13 protein-coding genes are annotated in these 19,326 nt (G+C 52.5%); 8 read left to right on the forward strand and 5 right to left on the reverse strand.

Features of this window, described 5'->3' with window-relative positions; all coding sequences use genetic code 11:
- Positions 1–2: 2 nt before the first annotated feature.
- The 5 genes from M1L66_RS07740 (at position 3) to M1L66_RS07760 (ending at position 7,663) form a co-directional block, all read left to right on the forward strand.
- A complete protein-coding gene (locus tag M1L66_RS07740; RefSeq protein WP_434691982.1) occupies positions 3–1,943 on the forward strand; it encodes an FAD-dependent oxidoreductase in 1,941 nt (646 codons plus the stop codon).
- A 237-nt stretch (positions 1,944–2,180) separates the two neighbouring features.
- A complete protein-coding gene (locus M1L66_RS07745; RefSeq protein WP_434691985.1) occupies positions 2,181–3,329 on the forward strand; it encodes a PucR family transcriptional regulator in 1,149 nt (382 codons plus the stop codon).
- Positions 3,330–3,920: 591 nt separating this feature from the next.
- A complete protein-coding gene (locus tag M1L66_RS07750) occupies positions 3,921–4,088 on the forward strand; it encodes a hypothetical protein (RefSeq protein WP_434691988.1) in 168 nt (55 codons plus the stop codon).
- Between the two features lie 49 nt (positions 4,089–4,137).
- Positions 4,138–5,883, forward strand: a complete 1,746-nt coding sequence (locus tag M1L66_RS07755) for an ABC transporter ATP-binding protein (protein ID WP_434691991.1) — start codon at positions 4,138–4,140, stop codon at positions 5,881–5,883.
- Positions 5,873–7,663 carry an ABC transporter ATP-binding protein gene (locus tag M1L66_RS07760; protein WP_187022301.1) on the forward strand — a complete coding sequence of 597 codons (1,791 nt, stop codon included), beginning with the start codon at positions 5,873–5,875 and terminating at the stop codon, positions 7,661–7,663. Before M1L66_RS07755 ends, M1L66_RS07760 begins: the two co-directional genes overlap by 11 nt.
- A gap of 45 nt (positions 7,664–7,708) precedes the next feature.
- Here the strand turns inward: M1L66_RS07760 and M1L66_RS07765 are convergent, their stop codons facing one another.
- The 3 genes from M1L66_RS07765 to M1L66_RS07775 are packed head-to-tail and all read right to left on the reverse strand — an operon-like array spanning position 7,709 to position 11,850.
- Positions 7,709–9,535, reverse strand: coding sequence for a right-handed parallel beta-helix repeat-containing protein (locus M1L66_RS07765; RefSeq protein ID WP_434691994.1), 1,827 nt, complete (start codon positions 9,533–9,535; stop codon positions 7,709–7,711).
- 32 nt (positions 9,536–9,567) lie between these two features.
- Positions 9,568–10,935, reverse strand: a complete 1,368-nt coding sequence (locus M1L66_RS07770) for a carbohydrate ABC transporter permease (protein ID WP_434691997.1) — start codon at positions 10,933–10,935, stop codon at positions 9,568–9,570.
- A 15-nt stretch (positions 10,936–10,950) separates the two neighbouring features.
- Positions 10,951–11,850: a carbohydrate ABC transporter permease gene (locus tag M1L66_RS07775; RefSeq protein ID WP_117621366.1), complete on the reverse strand. Its 900-nt coding sequence runs from the start codon at positions 11,848–11,850 to the stop codon at positions 10,951–10,953.
- A gap of 268 nt (positions 11,851–12,118) precedes the next feature.
- Here M1L66_RS07775 and M1L66_RS07780 point away from each other — a divergent pair, with 268 nt between their 5' ends.
- The 3 genes from M1L66_RS07780 to M1L66_RS07790 all read left to right on the forward strand — a co-directional run bounded on the left by M1L66_RS07780 (position 12,119) and on the right by M1L66_RS07790 (position 17,122).
- Complete coding sequence (locus M1L66_RS07780) at positions 12,119–13,510, forward strand: extracellular solute-binding protein (protein WP_187022298.1); 1,392 nt, start codon at positions 12,119–12,121, stop codon at positions 13,508–13,510.
- Positions 13,511–13,662: 152 nt separating this feature from the next.
- Entirely contained in the window at positions 13,663–15,624 is a 1,962-nt protein-coding gene (locus tag M1L66_RS07785) for a cache domain-containing sensor histidine kinase (RefSeq protein WP_434692001.1), read from the forward strand.
- Positions 15,596–17,122, forward strand: coding sequence for a helix-turn-helix domain-containing protein (locus tag M1L66_RS07790; RefSeq protein ID WP_434692004.1), 1,527 nt, complete (start codon positions 15,596–15,598; stop codon positions 17,120–17,122). The genes M1L66_RS07785 and M1L66_RS07790 overlap by 29 nt, the downstream gene beginning before the upstream one ends.
- Positions 17,123–17,223: 101 nt before the next feature.
- Here M1L66_RS07790 and M1L66_RS07795 read toward each other — a convergent pair whose 3' ends face one another.
- Both M1L66_RS07795 and M1L66_RS07800 read right to left on the reverse strand, forming a co-directional pair.
- A complete protein-coding gene (locus M1L66_RS07795) occupies positions 17,224–18,609 on the reverse strand; it encodes a sensor histidine kinase (protein ID WP_434694220.1) in 1,386 nt (461 codons plus the stop codon).
- Positions 18,602–19,291 carry a response regulator transcription factor gene (locus M1L66_RS07800; protein WP_434692007.1) on the reverse strand — a complete coding sequence of 230 codons (690 nt, stop codon included), beginning with the start codon at positions 19,289–19,291 and terminating at the stop codon, positions 18,602–18,604. Before M1L66_RS07800 ends, M1L66_RS07795 begins: the two co-directional genes overlap by 8 nt.
- Between the last annotated feature and the right edge of the window lie 35 nt (positions 19,292–19,326).

The raw sequence follows: 19,326 nt of genomic DNA on the forward strand, positions 1-19,326 counted from the left end.
CTATGAAAAAAATGTTTCCAAAGCTGTTTGAACCGGGACAGATCGGAACCCTGAGAGTGAAGAACCGTCTGGTTAAAGCGCCTCAGACGACGGGACTCAGCAACAAGGATGGCACGGTAACTCAGAGACTGGTCGATCATTACACCCATCTGGCCGACGGCGGCGCCGGCCTGGTAATCGTGGAGTATGCATATATTGATGACATAGCCAGCAAGTCATGCCATTGTCAGGTTGGAATCAGCAGCCATGAGCATATTGCCGGTCTGGGATGGCTGGCGGACAGTATTAAGAACCACGGTGCAAAAGCGGGAATCCAGATCGAACACTGCGGACGCCAGAGGTTCCTGGGACCGCCTATGAAATCCGCTTCTCCGGTTCCGTGGCCCATGCTTTATGACCAGTTCCATGCGATTCCGGAAGAATTGACCATCGATGAAATCCAGATTCTTATCGAGGCGTTTGGAGACGCGGCGAAACGAGCTGTGGACGCCGGTTTTGATCTGGTGGAAATTCATGCAGCTCACGGTTATTTAATTACCAATTTCCTTTCTCCTTTTACGAATAAAAGAGGCGACTGGTACGGCGGATCGAGAGAAAACCGTTTCCGTTTCCTGGGGCAGGTGGTGGAGAACTGCCGGAAGAAGGTGGGACCTGATTTTCCTTTGACCGTCCGCTTATCGGGTACGGATTATGAGCCGGATGGAATGACCATCGAAGATACCATTTACTATGCGAAAGAGCTGGAGAGACTGGGAATCGACGCTTTCCATATTTCTGGAGGGGATCATCATACCATGATCCATCAGGTAAGCCCGATGGCAATGCCTGTCTGCTACAATGTATGGGCGGCCGAGGCAGTAAAAAAAGAAGTGCATGTTCCTGTCATGGCCTCCGGTTCCATTACGCTTCCCCAGTACGCGGAGGATATTCTGGAGCAGGGGAAGGCAGATTTCATCACACTGGGACGGCCGCTGTGGGCGGACAATGACTGGGTAAAGAAGGCGATGGAAGACCATCCCGAGGATATACGGCCATGTATCCGCTGTAATGAAGGCTGCCTGCAGAGAAGTTCCTTCCTGGGCCGTACCGTCATGTGTGCGGTAAATCCGGTTCTGGGCTTCGAAGAAGATTTGGCGATTAAACCGGCGGAAACAAAGAAAAAAGTCGTTATTGCAGGAGGCGGCCCCGCAGGAATGGAGGCGGCCCGCGTCTTAAAACTGAAAGGTCATGACGTCACCATCTATGAAAAGAGGAAACTGGGAGGCTATCTCCATGAGGCTTCTGCACCTGAATTTAAGGAAGACATCCGGCATCTGATTGACTATCAAATTCACCAGATCGAGAAACTGGAGATTCCGGTTATCTGTGAGGAACTGACGCCGGAGATGGCGAAGGCAGGGGGATACGATGTGGTGATCTCGGCGGTTGGCGCAGAACCGGTGATTCCGGCGGTTCCCGGAATCGATGGGGGAAATGTGATCAATGCACTCACTATTCTGGACAGTCATCCGGAAATCGGCAAAAAGGTTGTGGTCGTAGGCGGCGGAATGATCGGTACGGAGACGGCTGTGGATCTTGCTGAAAAGGGCCATGAAGTGACGATTGTGGAGATGAAGGATGCGATCATGGCCGACTGCGCCGTGACCGATATTATTGCCTATTTTGAAAAGATCGGAAGAAACCGGATCGCGGTCATTCCGGGGATGCGGGTGACGGAGATCACAGAACAGGGCGTGTGCGGAGTGAATGACAGGACTGGGCGCAGAACGGAGCTTCCGGCGGACAGCATTGTGATTGCAGTAGGCTTAAAACCGCGCCACGCATTCTACGATACGCTTGCGGGAGAGCCCGATCTGGAGGTCTATGAAATAGGAGACTGTACGAAGGCTGGCAAGATTCTGGACGCGTTCCATACTGCATATAAAACGGCAGTGCGCATCTGAGAAAATAAAAATTGATTGCAGGAGGTGGTAACCTGTAAGGGTGGTCTGTGGGTTCTGTTCCGGAGAGCGTTTTCCGAAACAGGACCCATTTCCACGAAGAAAGAACGGAGGAGAAAGAACCTTTTGTTTTGGAAGCGCGGAGGTTGACTCTTTGTCCCCGGAGCGCTATGCTTAGGATAATACGATTGCGCAATGGAGCGTGATGGGATATCTGTGACAGCGGAAGGGGGACTGCTTATGGAAAGGGAGTCGATTACCTGTTTTCAGTACAGACTGCGTAACCTGGCGTGTGATGGGGACATATTGAAGCTTCTGAAGGCGCTGAATGAGCGCTGCGGCGGCCAGTGGGTCTACAGCGTTCGTCAGGATTATGAGGTCTATCCGGACACGCCTGAGCTGAGCGAAGCGTTTTTCTATCCGGAGTGGTGGAAGCGCGGGCCGGTGAAGGCGGCCTTTCCGGGGATTCAGGAATTCAGTTGGGAGGAAGGAGGGAGTTTTCATTTTATACACAGCTCCATGACTCTGGGCGGAGAGGTGCGCCATTTGCTTCAGATACGGGGAGAAGAGGCGTTTACGGAGGAGGACCATGTACTGCTTGACTACGCCTGCCTTCTTTTATGGTATACGCAGGATCTGCCAGCGGCATCTGAGGGCATCAGCGCTATTATGAGGCAGTCCTATGAAGGCAAACGGCCGGTGACAATCCCAGACGGGATATTTCCGGAAGACGGATACGGAATCGTGGTGCTGGAACAGGGAGACAAGGGTATTTTAAAGCAGCAGGGGTATCTGGGATACCGGCTTCACCGCAGCTTTCGAAAGAGCCTGCGCTACTGTTTCCTGGACGAGATCCATCTGCTGCTGTTTGTCTCCACGGACAATGTTATGAAGGTGACGGAGCAGCTGGAAGGGATAATCGGGATTGGCGATGACGATATGATAATGGGGATCAGCGGCAGGTACCGTGCATCTGAGATGGACCAGGCCCTCGGGGAAGCGCGTCATGCCGCAGAAGTAGGAAACCTGACCGATACGGACAGGCGCGTGTTCTTTCACAGTGAGCTGGGGATTTTTCGGATATTGGAGTATCCGAAGCCGGGAAGTCCGGTAAACCGGATCCTGGAACAGATGACGGACAAGCTGATGGAATACCCGAAAGAGAAGCGGGATGCGCTGTCGGATACCATGTGCTGCTTTGTGCAGAACCATTTTAATTACCAGAAGACGGCGGACGCCATGTACGCCCACGTCAACACCATCCGTTACCGGATCAGCCTGATGGAGAATTTGTGGGGCTGTGACCTGCAGAGAGAGGAGGACCGCCTGCTGTTCGAGGTAGTCAGCCGCCTGCTTCCTCTCTGGATGAAGGAAACCGGATATGAGTGACCGGGGCACCGGGAATACCGCTGCAAAAGCATTGTTCTGTTTTTGCAGCGGTATTTTTGATGTCTGAAAGTGATTATTTTAACCATGTAAACGGCGCTTATACGATGAAGAACACCAACTATACCGTGCGGGGCTGGAGGTGCCAGAATATCACACCTTCCGTGTAGAGGCGGAAAGATTCAGTCAGGCCACGACGGACTGACCTTCTATTATACGGAAGTCCGACCGACAAGAATTTTGTGCTGTCCGTCGATGTAACGGCAGAGCACATGGGACCAGAAAACGGCAAAGCGCCGAACCTTCAGGAGGGCGCGGGACTGATGGTGCATGATATCAACGGACCTGCCAGAAAAGATCCCCTGGACGCGGGACTCAGTATCGGATTTCAACGCCTGAAAAGAAGCAGTGGTCGATGGGGACAAATACGACACCGTCCTACAGGTGGAGATCACCTTAAAGAGAACCTAAGGGAAAGCGTTCCGCGTGCTGCGCTGCCATTGCGGAATCCTGAAAGAAACGATTACGCCGATTCCAGATCCAATCTGTAGCTTATGGATTACAGGGCACCTGGAAGCAGGATGCCCGCCGCTGGTGGTTCCAGAAGAAGAGCGGCGGCCGGGTGGTGTGATATCGCCGGACAGTGGTATTACTTCAATGAAGAAAGGCTATCTGGTGACCGGATGGAGCAATGCTCACAGGCTGATTATTCACCGTTTTTTTGTCTCTTCTCCTCTGCCTTTCCCCAATAAAGGTATTTAACACCATAAAACCGCGCATAATGTGACCAGATAGAAAATGGAGGTCTGGCATGAAAAAAATGTACAAGGAATTGTTTTTGTTTAAATGGGCGCTTTTGCTGCTGATCCTGACCGTGATTGGTTCCGTGGCCGCGAATCTAGCGCTGCCCATGTATCTTTCCGAGGTGATCAACACTGCAATCCCGGCGGGAGATAAAGTCCGGATCGTGTCCATCGGGGGAACCATGCTGCTGTTTGTACTGCTTGGGGTCCTGTGCAGCGTGGGAACCGGCTTTTTTGCGTCCCTGGCATCGGTTGGATTTGGAAGAAATGTGAGGAGCCGGATATTCCGAAAGGTGCAGTATTATTCCCAGACGGAATTTGACGGATTCTCCACCTCATCCCTGATTACCAGAACGAATAATGATGTCGTCCAGGTTCAGACTTTTATGAACATGCTTCTGAAGGTCTGTCTGATGGCGCCTATTATGTGTATCGGCGGAGTGGTGCTGGCCCTGGCCAAGAGCGTAACCATGTCGATGATCCTGATCGTGTCCCTTCCGGTCATGATCGCATTTGTCCTGATCATTGCCCGGCTGGCCTCCCCGCTGTCCCGGAAAATGCAGGAAAAGCTGGATGAGATCAATCTGGTCACCAGGGAGAAGCTGACGGGAATCCGTGTGGCCAGAGCCTTTGGAACAGAGCAGTTTGAGGAAGAGCGGTTTCGCCGGGTTAATGACGAGTTCATGGTCAATACCGTCCGCATGAACAGCGTCATGGGGATCATGATTCCCGGGCTGAGCCTGATTCTGTATGCAACCATGGTTGCCTTAATTGCCTTTGGCGGCTACCAGATCATAAATGTTCATACGGCGATCCCTATTGGCGATATCATTGCCGTCATCCAGTACGTGATGCAGATTATGATGTCGGTGATGATGCTGTCCATGATATTTGTCATGTATCCCAGGGCAGCCGTATCCGCAGGAAGAATCAATGAAGTGCTGGACACGGTCCCTGTCGTGGCAGACTGTGACGGAGCGGTGACAGAGACGGGAATAAAGGGATACGTTTCCTTCCGGGATGTGACATTTACCTTTCCCAACGCGGAGGCGCCGGCGCTTGAGCACATATCCTTTGATTCTTCTCCGGGGGAAGTTACGGCCGTGATCGGCTCCACGGGAAGCGGCAAATCCACCCTGATCAACTTGATTCCCCGGTTTTACGACGTACAGGAAGGAGAGATTCTGGTAGACGGGGTAAATGTGAAGGAGATGAGCCTGGAAACTCTCCGGGGAAAGATCGGACTGGTGCCTCAGAAGGCGTTTCTCTTCCGGGGCACCATTGCTGAAAATGTGGGATATGGTCAGGAAGAGCCGAACCAGGCAAATGTGGAGCACGCCGTGATGACTGCGCAGTCCTATGATTTTGTGACTGCCAAGGAGGGCGGCTTTGACGCGCCCATATCCCAGGGCGGAGCCAATGTATCGGGAGGCCAGCGTCAGCGTCTCGCCATCGCAAGGGCGATTGCCAGAAAACCGGAAATCTATATTTTTGACGACAGCTTTTCCGCGCTGGATTATAAGACAGACGCGGCGCTGAGAAAGGCCCTGCTGTCAGAAGCGAAGGAGGCCACCGTGATTCTGGTGGCGCAGAGAGTCAGCACCATTAAAAATGCGGACAGAATCCTGGTGCTGGAAGATGGCCGCTGTGTTGGCCAGGGCAGGCACGAGGAACTGATGAAGAGCTGTGAGGTATACCGGGAGATCGTGTATTCCCAGCTTACCCAGGAGGAGGCAGAGAAAGATGAAGTCTAGTACCCACAATCAAAAAGCGGATTCCGGCACCGTTTTCCGGCGTCTGCTCCGGTTTATGGGCCCCTATCGCAAAGGCCTGACGGTCTCCGTAATCTGCATCATCCTCTCATCCCTCTTCAACAGCTTCGGGCCGTTCGTGCTGGGGCGGGCGACGGATGCGCTGGCAGGGCTTGTGACAGGCGGGGAGCCGGTTTACAGCGAGATACGCAGATTCATCACCATACTGATTCTGTTAGCCTCCATTTATATTTTGTATGCATTTTTCAAGTATATCAGCACGGTTATCCTTGTCCGGGTCTCCCAGAAAACAATCCGTGACTTGAGAAATGATATCGACCGGAAGTTTCAGAAGCTTCCCCTGAACTACTTTGATACGAACTCCTACGGGGATGTGCTCAGCCGCATCACCAACGATGTGGACACCATCTCCAACAGCCTCCAGCAGAGTCTGGAGCAGATCGTGACGGCGGTGACCTCCGTCATCTTCATTCTGGCCATGATGCTCTATATCAGCCCCATGCTGACGCTGATCGGTATCGTGACCGTCCCCCTCGCGCTCGTGTTTTCCATGAAGATAGCAGGGGCCTCGCAGAAGTACTTTAAGACCCAGCAGGAGACGCTGGGGGAGATGAATGGATACGTGGAGGAAATGTATACGGGCCATACCATTGTCAGTGCCTACGGTACGGAGGAAGAGACCATCGATGAGTTTTCAGAGACCAACAGGACCCTGTATGACAGCGGATGGAAGTCCCAGTTTATGTCCAGCACCATGATGCCGGTTACCCAAGGGATGGCGAATCTGGGGTACGTGTTCGTCGTGATCGTGGGCGGCTCCTTCGTCATCGACAACCGGATGACCATCGGTATGATTCAGTCCTTTATCCAGTATTTAAGACAGTTTTCACAGCCTATCAACCAGACGGTGCAGATCGCCAACATCCTTCAGTCCACTGCGGCGGCAGCGGCCAGGGTATTCGAGTTCATCGATGAGAAGGAGGAGAGTCCGGATCCGGAACATCCTGTGGTCCCGGAGCCTGTGGATGGTTCAGTGGAATTCAACCATGTAAAATTTGGGTATCTGCCGTACCACACCCTGATGCACGATGTGAGCCTGGAAGTGAAGCCAGGAAGCAAGGTGGCTATCGTCGGTCCCACCGGTGCAGGAAAAACCACCCTGATCAATCTGCTGCTGCGCTTCTATGATGTGAACGACGGTGAAATCCGCGTAAGCGGCATAAATATCAGGGAGATGACGCGGAAAGACCTCCGGGCCGTATTCGGCCTGGTTCTTCAGGATACGTGGCTGTTTACCGGCAGCATCATGGAAAATATCCGTTACGGAAGACTGGGGGCAGGAGATGAAGAGGTGATGGAAGCGGCCAGGGCGGCCAGAGCAGACTCCTTTATTCACACCTTGCCGGGCGGGTATCATTTCAGGCTGCAGGAGGGTGCGACGAATCTGGCCCAGGGGGAGCGGCAGCTTCTGACCATTGCCAGGGCCATCCTCTCGGACAGCCCGATCATGATTCTCGATGAGGCGACCAGCTCCGTCGATACGCGTACAGAGGTCCTGATTCAGGAGGCCATGGCGGTTCTCATGAGGGGCCGCACCAGCTTCGTGATTGCCCACAGACTCTCCACCATCAAGGACGCGGACATGATACTGTATATGGAGGGCGGAGATATCAGGGAGGTGGGAAACCACAGGGAGCTGATGGTCCGGGATGGGCTTTATGCAAAGCTGTATAACAGCCAGTTTGCCAAGGAAAACGGCTGAGGAATACGGCTAAGGAAAACCGTATAAGGAAGCATGACTGCTTCCTTATATCCGTGTGGAAAAGATATGGTTATTCTCCTCGATCCAGTCCGACGCCTTTTCAAACTGGATCACGCCTTCATAGTGTTCTCCATAAAGCGGTTTTTCCATTGTGCTGGAGCCGTAGCACGGTGCTTCTAAATCCAGCTTCAGCGCATTGATGACTGTATTGCCGCGGACGATGACATTCCGGCAGGAGGACAGGAACATGGCCTGTCTCGGACAGTCGATAAAGGAATTCTGCTCGATCAGGATATTCTGGAAGACTGGTTCCTCCGTCCGGCCTCCCGGGAGATAGACTCCCATATAAAGCACGGCCATCTGCCAGGCGTTTAAGTCACAGCGGCGGATGACATTGCCGCGGATAATCAGGTTTCTGACGCCATGGCCCTCGCTCCACCGGGATTCACATCCGGTTTCGATCTGGATGGCCGCGCCCTGAATATTTTCAAAGACGTTGTTGATTAGCATGCCGTTCGATCCCTGAAGCAGGACGCCCCGCGCCCGGTTGTTGGTGAAGCGGCAGCCGCGTATGATATAGTTCTGCGTGGAGAAGCGTTTGTTCCATAGGACGGTATCCGTGGAAAGCCCCTCGGGAAGGGCGTCCGCAAAGGTAAGGCGGCAGGTTTTCGTCTCGGGCGAGTACTGCACGGCGGTGAGCAGGGAGGAGAAGCCGGTGGGGGACAGATCCGGATTCCGAAGCTCTACCGGGTAGCCGGTCTCAAACAGGACCGATTCCTTCGTGACCCTCCTGGCCAGCAGGGTATGGGAATCGAGAAGCTGGATTCCCATGGAGGAATTATCGTGAATGTTGATGCAGTCGTCTCCGGCATAGCCGAAATCGCAGTCTTCAATGATGAAGCTTCCCTGTGAGTTGCAGACATGGAGGCAGTCCGTAGCCGTCGATACACTACGGGAGGTACCCGGACGGACCGTGACGCGGCAGCCCTTTAAATGGAGCCCGTGGATATCGCCGTTGCCTACGAAGCCGCTTCCCGGCGAGGAGTAGATCACGACGTTGTCCAGCGTGCAGTCCCGGGTATCCTGGATGGGGATGGTCAGGATGTCATACTCATAATGGCGGAAGTTAAAGCAGTTTCCAACGTGGAAATGCCTCCTCGTAAAGTCCGGGTCTGAGGTATAAAAACGCAGCCTGTTGGCGGCAGTCTTTTCCTGCCTGGGAAGGAAGACATTGGACAGCTCACGAACCAGCTCCTGCATCTGCGCATCGGTCTTTTCATCGCCGCTTTTCTTCACATGTTCATTCTGATAGGGCCGGAATTCCATGCCGCCCGGACAGCCAGGCGTATAGCGGCATGGATCGAAGGGGCCGACGATGGAAAATGTCATATCCTCTGGAATCTCCTCGTAAGCTGGAAAGACACATTCGATATAACTGCCGTCCTCCGCCGCTTCAGAGACAACGCCCACGCTGGAGAGCGGGGCCTTCTCCCAGTTCCAGTCCAGAATCAGATCGCGAACCAGAATGCGGCTGGAGCGGCAAATGGATAAGTAGGAACTCAGTGATTCGAAGATCAGTTCGCTGCCCTGGCCATCCAGCGTGAAGTTTTCCATGTCGTCAAGGATGAGATGCGCGTTCTGACTGCACTCTTTAAAGCGGTAAACGCCTTTTGGAATAATCAGTTTTTCTGCCTTTTCCCTCCGGCAGTACATAAGCGCCTGGTTAAAGGCCTCCGTGTTGCAGAAATTGCTGTCCGCCCTCGCGCCAAAGTCGGTGACCGTGACGCTGCGGCCTTCGGACGGCAGTTCAATCCGAAGAGCTGCCAGTTCCTGTTCCAATTGTTCAAATACAGAGATATCTGTCTGATTCATATGCCTTGTTCCTTTCAAATCGTCATTATTGTTTATCCTTTTACACCAGATGCCATAATACTTTGTTTTAACTGTTTGGAGAAGAGAATCGACAGCAGGATGACAGGGGTGATCGTGACCACCGCCAGCCCCATCAGGGCATTCTGCTTCGTCCCGGAATTGTTGGATATATTATACAGGGCCACGTTCAGCGTCCACAGCTTCTGATCCTCCGTGACCAGCCAGGCCCAGAAGAAGTCATTCCAGTTGCCGATAAAGGTCTGCAGAGCAATCAGGGAGATAATGGGCTTGGACAGCGGCATGCAGATGGCCTTATAGAGGTAAAATGGGCTGGCGCCGTCTAAGGAAGCCGCCTCGAAGTAGCTGCCTGGAATCTGGTCAAAGAAGCCCTTGTATAGATAGACGTAAAAACCAAAGGGATACAAAAATGGCAGCAGAAGCGCGGCATAATTGTTGTAGGCCCCCATTTTCTGATACATAATTAACTGCGGAAGCATGATGCTGGCAAAGGGAATCATCATGCCGCCCATAAAGAACAGGAGTACCAGGTTTCCGGCCTTCCTGGAAAGCATGCGGCTGATGACGAAGGCTGATACCGAACATAGAATGACCTGGGACACCATTGCGAAGCCGATGACAAGGATGCTGTTCATGACAAAGGTCAGAAAACCGAACCTGGCGATGACCTCATTCTTCGGGTAGATGTATGCGGGCATTTGTAAGTAATATTTGAAACTTTCCAGATTAAGCAGATGCTTCGTTTTATTTCCCACGGTTGTGAGACTGCCGCTTAAGGGGTACTTCTCAGCCAGGACTTCCGTGACTTTTGTCTGAAATGTGTGGGCCATACCGGAGCCGGCTGGCGCTGTTCGGGATAAGCCGTTTACGTCAAATTCATAGCCGAAGGAATCGCAGGCCCTGGTATAGCGGTCTCCATGGATCAGCACTTCCTTTTTCACCGCGGAATGGGCGTAGATGCCATAGTCTTTTTCCAGCTGCAGCTTCATCTGATGCGCCCTGGAGTAAAACAGCGTCTTGCCGTCTCTGACCCCGTATACGGAGATCTCGATGATGGAATCATCGGAAAGCTTGTAATTGATGCCGAACATTGCCAGAACATTGTCCTGCATCATGGTGTCCTTCATCTGTTCTTCGTCTGCAAACTCCATGCCGGAGTAGTCGATGACGAGGGCGAGGCTGTTGGCCTTCTCCGGAAGCAGCTTCGGGGGAACTTCATAGATCTTTGCATTGTCCTTCATGGCGCTGGATACCGCGAAAATCAGCGGATAAAGCATCAAAGCGGCAAAGAGGAGGGATACCGCGACGGCGCAGATTTTCAGCCTGCGTTCGGCGGCCCCGTATTTGATTTTCGTCTTTTTCGTCGTTGTGTTCTTTTTCATTCTGTCTGGCTCCTCCTATTCCTTCTCTGATTTTTCAAAATGCATCTGCATGATGGTCAGGGCCGCGATGACGAGCAGAAGAATCACCGATGCGGCCGAACCGCGCCCGTAGTTCAAGTCCTGGTTAAACGCATTATAGATGAAGATGCCCTGTGTGGTGGAAGCGCCGCTGGGCCCTCCGGAAGCATACATGTAAGGTGCGTCCAGCAGCTGCATGGTAGTGATAACGCTCATAATCAACTGAATAAAGATCATAAAAGATATGTTCGGCAGTATGATATGGATGATTCGGCCAAATCCGGTACAGCCATCGAGAGAAGCCGATTCCATAATATCGGTGGAAATCCCCTGAATGGCCGAGAGATACAGGAGCACCGTCAGCCCGCCCCCTAAGATTCCGGGGAAAATGATACAGAACTTTACGAGATTGGGATCGCTTAACCATGTCTGGGGCTGGCCGCCGAAGAATTTGAGAATCTGGTTGGCGACGCCGTAATCGGGATGCCAGATCCATCTCCAGATAATGACATTTACCGATGTGGGAATCAGCGCCGGAAGTATGTACAGGGTGGTCAGGCTTTTCTGAAGCTTTGTCAGCTCATTGAGGAAAAGCGCCTGGATCAGGGGGATAAAAAAGCACATGGCCAGCTGCAGCAGCAGAAAGATAAACGTATTTTTCCACGCTTCCCAATAATAAGGCATCTTAAACATGCTGACGTAGTTGGACAAGCCCACAAAAGTACCCGGCGATTGGATAGGATCGTATTGAAACAGGGAAATATAAAAGGCGCTGAGGATCGGGTAATATTTTAACCAGACCGTAAAAATCATGGGCAGAGCCAGGATACACCAGGGTGTTATCTTTTTTCTGAAAGAGTAGCTGCCGAAACTTGCTGAAAATAGATGTCTCTTCATACAAAAACCTCCGATTTCTTTCTATATAAACACTGGTTTTATTATAAAAGCAATCATTTTTATTTATAATGGATTCAATAAACATTGAGGTCACTATTCTTAAAGTATTTTGCTTCCGGGCGGAAAACAGGTTAAGAATAATGACATATTTCTGTGTATCCGTTAATTTTCTATTCTTTTCATGAAACCGTTCATCTGTTATGATTAATTCATCTAAAAAATAATCACTTCAGCGATGAGGTGTGACAGGCAAGAAGGAGGATCATTCATGAAAAAAACATTGGCAATAGCGTTAAGCATGTCCATGGCAGCAGGCTTGATGACTGGCTGCGGGAGCAAGCCAGCAGAGACCAACGCTACGACGGCGGCCCCACAGGCGTCCGAGACGGGGAAAACCGAAGCTCCGGAGACGACCAAAGCGCAGAATACTGCTGAGAAAGAACCCGTGGAGCTTACAATCTGGCTTACCAGCCGCAACAAGGACGACTGGTACGTACAGATGGAAGATCAGTTTTTGGAGGAGCATCCATGGATCACATTAAATAAAGTAGTAAAAGAGGGGGACCCCGGCAACGAATTCTATCAGGCCGTAGCCGCAGGCAACGCACCGGATCTGGTAGATTCCTCCTTCACCATGATGAATACATACATTGCGGCGGGAATCCTGGAGCCTTTGAACAAGTATACGGACAACTGGGATGAATGGGGCAATTTCACAAGCGAGTACATCGATATGTTTAAAAAGGACGGCAGCTACTACGGTCTGCCGTATCAGGTAGCGCCCATGCTGTTCGGATATAACAAAGCGCTGTTTAAAGAGGCGGGAATCGCAGAGCCGCCGGCAACCTGGGATGAGGCAGTCGAGGATGCGAAGAAGATCAACAATCCGGATAAGCAGATTACCGGATATGCGACGCTGGCCGCTGAATGGACCGAGTGGTTCTTCCAGTATTATGTATGGCAGGCCGGCGGAGATCTGACGAAAGAGAATGCAGATGGAACGGCAGAGCTTACCTTTACCGATCCGGCCGTCATCGAGGCTGCAAAATACTATCAGAAGCTGCGCAGCGAGGGCGTGCTTCAAAGTGACTTAACCCTGAAGTTCGGCGATCTTGTAACAAACTTTGGACTCGGAAAGATCGGCATGATGCCGTTTGCCGGTGACTGGGTAGCGGAAGCGGCTGAAAAGGGAATCGATCCCGACGACATCGGATTAAGTCTTCCTCCGGCAGGACCATCCGGAGAACGCACCACAGCGATCGCAGGAACCTGCTATGCCATCAATGCCAAGACCGATCAGGCGAAGAAGGACGCCGCCTGGGAATATATCAGTTTCTATACGAGCAGGGCGTATCTGTCTTCCTTCTTTGAGAATCTGGCTACCAAGGGCGCGTTAAATCCGGTTATCATTCCAAGAGATGACATCAGCGTAACGGATTTCTACGAGTTCCCGGAAGAGTACAATCAGGTTCTGGAAGCCGCCAAATCCGTAGGCCGTCTTGAATTCTACGGAAAATCTGATTTCGGTTCCTACGTTGACCGTGCGGTACAGAAAATTTTAGTAGATCCGAATGCCGATCCGGAAAAAGAATTCAGCGCAGCGCAGGATCTCTGTGCCAGCGAGGCATTACAGGCTTTCAATGAGGCAAATAAGAGATAACAGACAGAACAGATCGACAGTACAGATCCATAGAACAGCCAAAAAGTGCGAGGATAACAGCCTGCACTTTTTGGCCTTTTGGCATTCTTATGATATAATAATTACTTACGATGTAAAACTGTAACAGGAAAGGGACGGGGAGATGTATGGCCATGATGCAGAAACTGAAAGAAATGAAACAAAGATGGGATCACAGCATTAAGGCCGTGCTGCGCCGGGTCAGTATTTTCCGCCGCCTGAATCTCTCCTTTATGCTGTTGATTATGACGGCTGCCATATTCCTGACCTTCTTCAGCTTTTACAAATATTCCGCCGAGATCAGAGCCAACATCGACCGGTACAGCTCCTTATTAGTCCAGAACGTGGAATTAAAGATTCAGGATACCATGCAGGAATACGAAGAGTCCGCCCTGACATTTTATGATGACAGCAAGGTGATCCGTGCGCTCAAAGAGAATGCGCAGCTGTATCCCTTCAAAACGGAGGCGGATAAAAATAAGTACGAGGAAAACCGCTACTTTGTGGAGAGCAGGCTGTACAATATGCGCTACAACCAGAAGTATATCGTCAATGTCCAGTTTGTGACGCCCCGGGAACAGTACTACATGGTGGAACCGGACGGATACCGGAGAGGCGGCTGCATCCGCAACCTTGAAGAGTTTTATAAGACGGATATCTACCTCATTCCCCAGGAGAAGAAGGGGTATCCCGTCTGGTTTGATATGGCGGAGCAGACGAACATCTTCTATCCGAATGAGCAGAGCATCTACGGCTATCCCAATATCATCACGCTGGGAATCGGCGTCTACGCGCCGGGAAACCGGGAGTTTTTAGGCGTATTGTTAATGAATGTCAGCCTGAACGCATTTTCCGGTGCCATGGAAGGCTATGAGGCATATAAGGACGGAAATACCTTTTTAATCGGGGAGGACGGCGTTTTGATGTGGTTCAATCCCAGCCTCAACGCCCCCGCATTTCCCAAGGACGATCTGCTGTTCCAGGAGATGAAGCAGGATGGACAGGGCATCCGGGAAAAGAAGATCGACGGAAAAAAGGTGATACTGGCCTATGAGCAGATTCCCAATACCGGCGTGTTTGTAGCCTATATCGCGGAGCTGGCGGTCCTTTATAAGGAGACGTATCGAATCAGAAACCTGTGCATTCTGGTACTTCTCCTGATCGTTGTCGCCTGCTTTATCATCTCCTATTACGTGACCTGCAGTATTTCGGAGCCGGTCAGCCAGTTAGTCCGGGTCATGAAAAAGACCGGGGACGGCAAATGGAACGCCCGGTATGAGAACTCCGGTCACGATGAGATCACCATACTGGGAGACCGGTTCAATGAGATGGCGGACAAGACGGACCAGCTGATCGACCAGGTGTACCTGTCCGAAATCAAGCGGCAGAAGATTTCCATAAGCTGGGCCAATGCCCGCCTGGACGCGCTGCTCATGCAGATCAACCCCCATTTCCTGTACAACACCCTGGATATTATCCGGTGGGAGGCCATGTACGAGGCGGAGGGGGAAAGCGCCGTGACCCGGATGATTGAGAAATTCAGCAGGCTGTGCCGCATGGGGATGCGCACAGGCGGCAATACGATCACACTGAAAGAGGGAATCGAGCACGCCAGAACGTATCTGGACGTCATTAATTTCCGGCACAGAGAGAAAATCCAGCTGGAGATTGATATGCAGGCGGATGAGGAAGCCATCTATATTCCCCAGTTTATGCTGCAGCCCATCATGGAAAATGCCGTCGTGCACGCCTTCGACGACGGCAGCAGCGGATACCGGATCGTGATCCGGGCGTGTATCACAGGCGCAGAGCTGCAGATAACCGTAAGGGACAACGGGAAAGGCATGCCCAGGGAGGAAGTGGACCAGCTGACTGTCAACATGGAAAGAACGGATCTGGCTGATGAGAACATAGGTCTCGTCAATGTCTATCAGCGGATCCGGCTGTTTTACGGGGATGCGTGCGGCATAGGCATCACCAGCCGTTTAGGGGAGGGGACCGAGATCAGGATCACCCTGCCTGTGCGGAAGCATTCGGAGAATATGGAAAAGAGCAAAGGAGAGGAAGATGGCATACAAAGTTTTAATTGTAGATGATGAGGAAATTGTATGCAGAGGGCTGGCAAAATTCGTCAAATGGCAGGAGTACGGTTTCTCGGTGGAGGGGATTGCCTACAGCGTGGATGAAGCCCTGGCATTGATGGAGAGAACCGCCATGGATGTGGTATTTATGGATATCCGGATGCCGGGGAAGACGGGGCTGGATATGCTCCAGATCATCCAGAAGTCGTATCCGGGCGTCAAATCCGTGATTCTCAGCGGTTTCAGCGAATTCTCCTATGCGAGGGAGGCCATACGGTATGGTGCGGTGGACTATTTAAACAAACCGGTAAACCTAAAAGAGGTGGAAGAACTGCTGGGGCGCCTGGGGAAAGACTTTATGGAGGAAAGGCGTGCCCAGGAGGTGCGGAACAACCGAATTGAGGGCCTGCTCCTTTCCGCTGTAAAGGGCTATTCCAGGCTGGAACAGGAGAAATACCAGCTGCCCGTCCTGGAATGGTGGCATGGACTGTCCATGGAGCTCTTAAGCCGTGAACTGTCGGAGGAGGAGATCATCGAGAAAAAGAAGCTTCTCCGGGCGAAGATCATGGCCATTGTGCCGGATGCGTACCTGCTGGACTGCAATGTCTATGAGCTGTTTGCGATCATTCCCTGCAAAAATGAGGCGGAGGCCGACCACTTTGTGGATATCCTGGAACAGACCTGTCAGGTGGGGCTGGAGTGGTCCTGCGGAATCAGCAAGTTCAAGCACGGCATCGGCGCGCTGAGAGAAGCCTATGAGGAGTCAGGAAAGGCCCTGCGCTACCATCGGGCCAGCGAGAAGCGGGGGATGATCTGGTATAAAAATATAGAAACCCTGTTTTCCCAGGACCTGCCGGAGACTCAGGAGATCCTCCGGGAGCTGGTTGGCGTCCTGGCCAATCCCGAAGAGCGCGGCTGCGCGGTTTCCCAGCTGGAATCCGCACTGGAGAGTATCTGCGCGCAGAAAATGACCGTGATGCAGTTTCAGACCGTATGTATCCGGTGTCTGATCGAGCTGAATGGACTGCTGCAGGGCATGAAGGGGGACGGCATAGATCTGCACGGCCAGCTGAATAAGATGCTGGAGAAGATTCTGCTCTGCGACAATTACCGGATGACCATTGACTGTATGACCGGCTATGCCGGCATGCTGGTGCAGAAGCTGAATGATACCGATGAGGTGCAGCTGGGCGGCGGAGTGATCAAGGAGGTCCAGCTGTTTATCCGGCGCCATTACAATGAGACAATCACGCTTAATATGCTGGCCGACCAGTTCTATCTGCATCCCAATTATCTGAGCCGCCTGTTTAAGGAAAAAACCGGTAAGAATTTCGTGGAGTATATGACAGAGGTGCGTATGGAGAAGGTGAAGGAGATGCTGATCGACCCGGAAAAGAAGGTGTCCGATATCAGCATGATGGCCGGATATGAGAATCCAAGGTATTTCAGCAAGGTATTTAAGCAGTTTACCGGGATGACTCCCAGTGAATACCGGGAGGCGCTGAACAGGTAATAGGATAAGAATTGTGATTCCTTTGTAATCTAAGACAACAGGCCCGTTAAAAATCAGGCCTGTTGCCTTTTTTATTTCCCTGGTCAATGAGCCGGGTGCATTTACAGTCTCTGCCCTTCATTTTCCGCCATGACAGGCAGCTTCACCCGGAAGGCTGCGCCGCCGCCTTCCGTTTCGTCCACCGAGATCCGGCCGCCGTGGAGCGTGGTCAGTTCTTTGGCGATGGAGAGGCCGAGGCCGAAATGGCGTTTGTCCGTCCTGGAGGTGTCGCCCCGGTAAAAGCGGTCGAAGATATGCGCCCTGACGTCGGCGGGAATCCCGCATCCCTGGTCTGCTACGGAGATCGTCATTTCTTTCCCTTTCACCGCGGCGCTTATGGTGATCTTTTTATTGGCCGGTGTATAGGACACGGCGTTGTCCAAAAGGATGGTGAGCAGCTGTTTTAAGCAGGAGGCGTCGCCGGTTACATGGGGAAGCGTCTCTTCCGGCAGGTCCAGGAAAAGCCTGACCTGGCTGTTTTGACAGACCGGTTCAAAGAGCTCGTAGGTTTCGATGAGAAGCGTATCCATATCCACTGTCTCCTGTTTGATGGACCAGCTGCCGGCGTCTGTGGAGGCGAGAAGCAGCATATCCCCCACAAGCGCCGCCATGCGCCTGCATTCACTCCGTATGTTTTTCAGATACTGGGCCTGCTTTTCCGAACACTCCGCTGATTGCAGGGGAGAGGGACTGTCCGAACCGTCCGCCGACTGTAAGGGAGAGTGACTTGCCGCTACTGCGTCGATGGCGGTGACACTGGATTCGATGACTGCCAAAGGGGAGCGAAGCTCGTGGGAGGCCGAAGCGATGAATTCGTTCTGGCGTTTCCTGCTCATTTCCACCGGTTCCAGGGATTTTCCGACGAAATACCAGCTGACGAAAAAGAGGGCTGCAATCCCCAGAATATCGAACAGCAGGAAGCGCGGCCCCTGACTTCTGATCAGAGAGATACCCGGCGTCCGGTACCCCAGAAGCGTCAGGCTCTGATATCCTTTGGCGGTGGGAAAGACAAGGATTGTGCCGTAATAGGAGTCTCCCTGATCCCCCTTTACCGTGAAGACCGAGCTCTGAATGACCGAGGAGGAGACAGGGCGCACCGCCGGATTGACTTTCTCCTTCAGGGCCTCTTCCCGCGCCCGGTCGATGAGCGTCTGCCGGTCCGTGGCCGGAACCCAGGACCCGGAATAGAGAAATGGTTCCCGGTTCTCCTCAATATGTATGATCAGCTTTTCTGAAGCCTCGGTCTGGGCCAGCCAGCTTCCGGAAATGGTGGAACCGTACTGCATACGCGACGCAACGGCTACGATCTGATTCTGGAAGGTCTGCAGCGCGTCCTTTTCCGATACACGGAGGTTGTAGAAGAGGAGTCCTGCGACTACCAGGGTCAGAATGGTTCCCGTGGTTACGGTGTACAACAGGGTCAGTTTTTTGCGAAGCTCTTTAATCATGGAATTCCTCCAGCCGGTAGCCGACGCCATGGACCGTCTGGATTTTTGCATTTCCATGAAGCGCCTTTAAACGCCGGCGTAAAAAATAGATGTAGTTGTCCAGATTGCCTGCCTCCACCTCGGAATCCGGTCCCCACACGTAGGAGAGGATGGCATTTCGCGGAAGCGTACGGCCGGCATTTCTCATCAGAAACTCCAGAAGCGACGACTCCCGGCCGGAAAGTGTAACCGTCTCGGCGGCGGCGCCTTCTCTGGTGAGTTCATGCTTGACCGCGTCCAGGCTGAGGCTGCCGAAGGTCAGAGTCGTGGTGTCCGCGGTTCGTCCGGGTCTGCGGGTGACTGCCCGGATCCGTGCCAGGAGTTCCTCCACTGCAAAGGGCTTGACCAGGTAGTCGTCCGCGCCTGCGTCCAGCCCGTCGATTCTGTCGCCCACACCGTCGAGCGCGGTGGTGATGATGACAGGAGTCATGACGGATTTCTGCCGGATGGCCTGTAAGAGGCTTAAACCATCCAGGCTTGGAAGCATCCGGTCCAGAATCAGCACGTCGTAGGGATACTCCGTCGCGTAGTAGAGGGCGTCGTCGCCCCGGTAACACTGATCGACCTGATATCCCGCCTGCTCTAACTGCATGGCTACCGTGCTGCACAGTATTTTATCATCTTCTACCAGTAAGATTCTCATGTCTGTGATCCCTGCTTTCTTTCTTATTTATATCA

The sequence above is a fragment of the Hungatella sp. SB206 genome (assembly GCF_051132295.1).
In the GTDB taxonomy this organism is placed as follows: domain Bacteria; phylum Bacillota; class Clostridia; order Lachnospirales; family Lachnospiraceae; genus Hungatella; species Hungatella effluvii.

What these genes read in the sequence shown, in the direction of transcription:
- M1L66_RS07740 (WP_434691982.1), top strand. Translation starts at nt 3, where the DNA reads ATGAAAAAAATGTTTCCAAAGCTGTTTGAACCGGGACAGATCGGAACC.
- M1L66_RS07745 (WP_434691985.1), top strand. Translation starts at nt 2,181, where the DNA reads ATGGAAAGGGAGTCGATTACCTGTTTTCAGTACAGACTGCGTAACCTG.
- M1L66_RS07755 (WP_434691991.1), top strand. Translation starts at nt 4,138, where the DNA reads ATGAAAAAAATGTACAAGGAATTGTTTTTGTTTAAATGGGCGCTTTTG.
- M1L66_RS07760 (WP_187022301.1), top strand. Translation starts at nt 5,873, where the DNA reads ATGAAGTCTAGTACCCACAATCAAAAAGCGGATTCCGGCACCGTTTTC.
- M1L66_RS07765 (WP_434691994.1), bottom strand. Translation starts at nt 9,535, where the DNA reads ATGAATCAGACAGATATCTCTGTATTTGAACAATTGGAACAGGAACTG.
- M1L66_RS07770 (WP_434691997.1), bottom strand. Translation starts at nt 10,935, where the DNA reads ATGAAAAAGAACACAACGACGAAAAAGACGAAAATCAAATACGGGGCC.
- M1L66_RS07775 (WP_117621366.1), bottom strand. Translation starts at nt 11,850, where the DNA reads ATGAAGAGACATCTATTTTCAGCAAGTTTCGGCAGCTACTCTTTCAGA.
- M1L66_RS07780 (WP_187022298.1), top strand. Translation starts at nt 12,119, where the DNA reads ATGAAAAAAACATTGGCAATAGCGTTAAGCATGTCCATGGCAGCAGGC.
- M1L66_RS07785 (WP_434692001.1), top strand. Translation starts at nt 13,663, where the DNA reads ATGATGCAGAAACTGAAAGAAATGAAACAAAGATGGGATCACAGCATT.
- M1L66_RS07790 (WP_434692004.1), top strand. Translation starts at nt 15,596, where the DNA reads ATGGCATACAAAGTTTTAATTGTAGATGATGAGGAAATTGTATGCAGA.
- M1L66_RS07795 (WP_434694220.1), bottom strand. Translation starts at nt 18,609, where the DNA reads ATGATTAAAGAGCTTCGCAAAAAACTGACCCTGTTGTACACCGTAACC.
- M1L66_RS07800 (WP_434692007.1), bottom strand. Translation starts at nt 19,291, where the DNA reads ATGAGAATCTTACTGGTAGAAGATGATAAAATACTGTGCAGCACGGTA.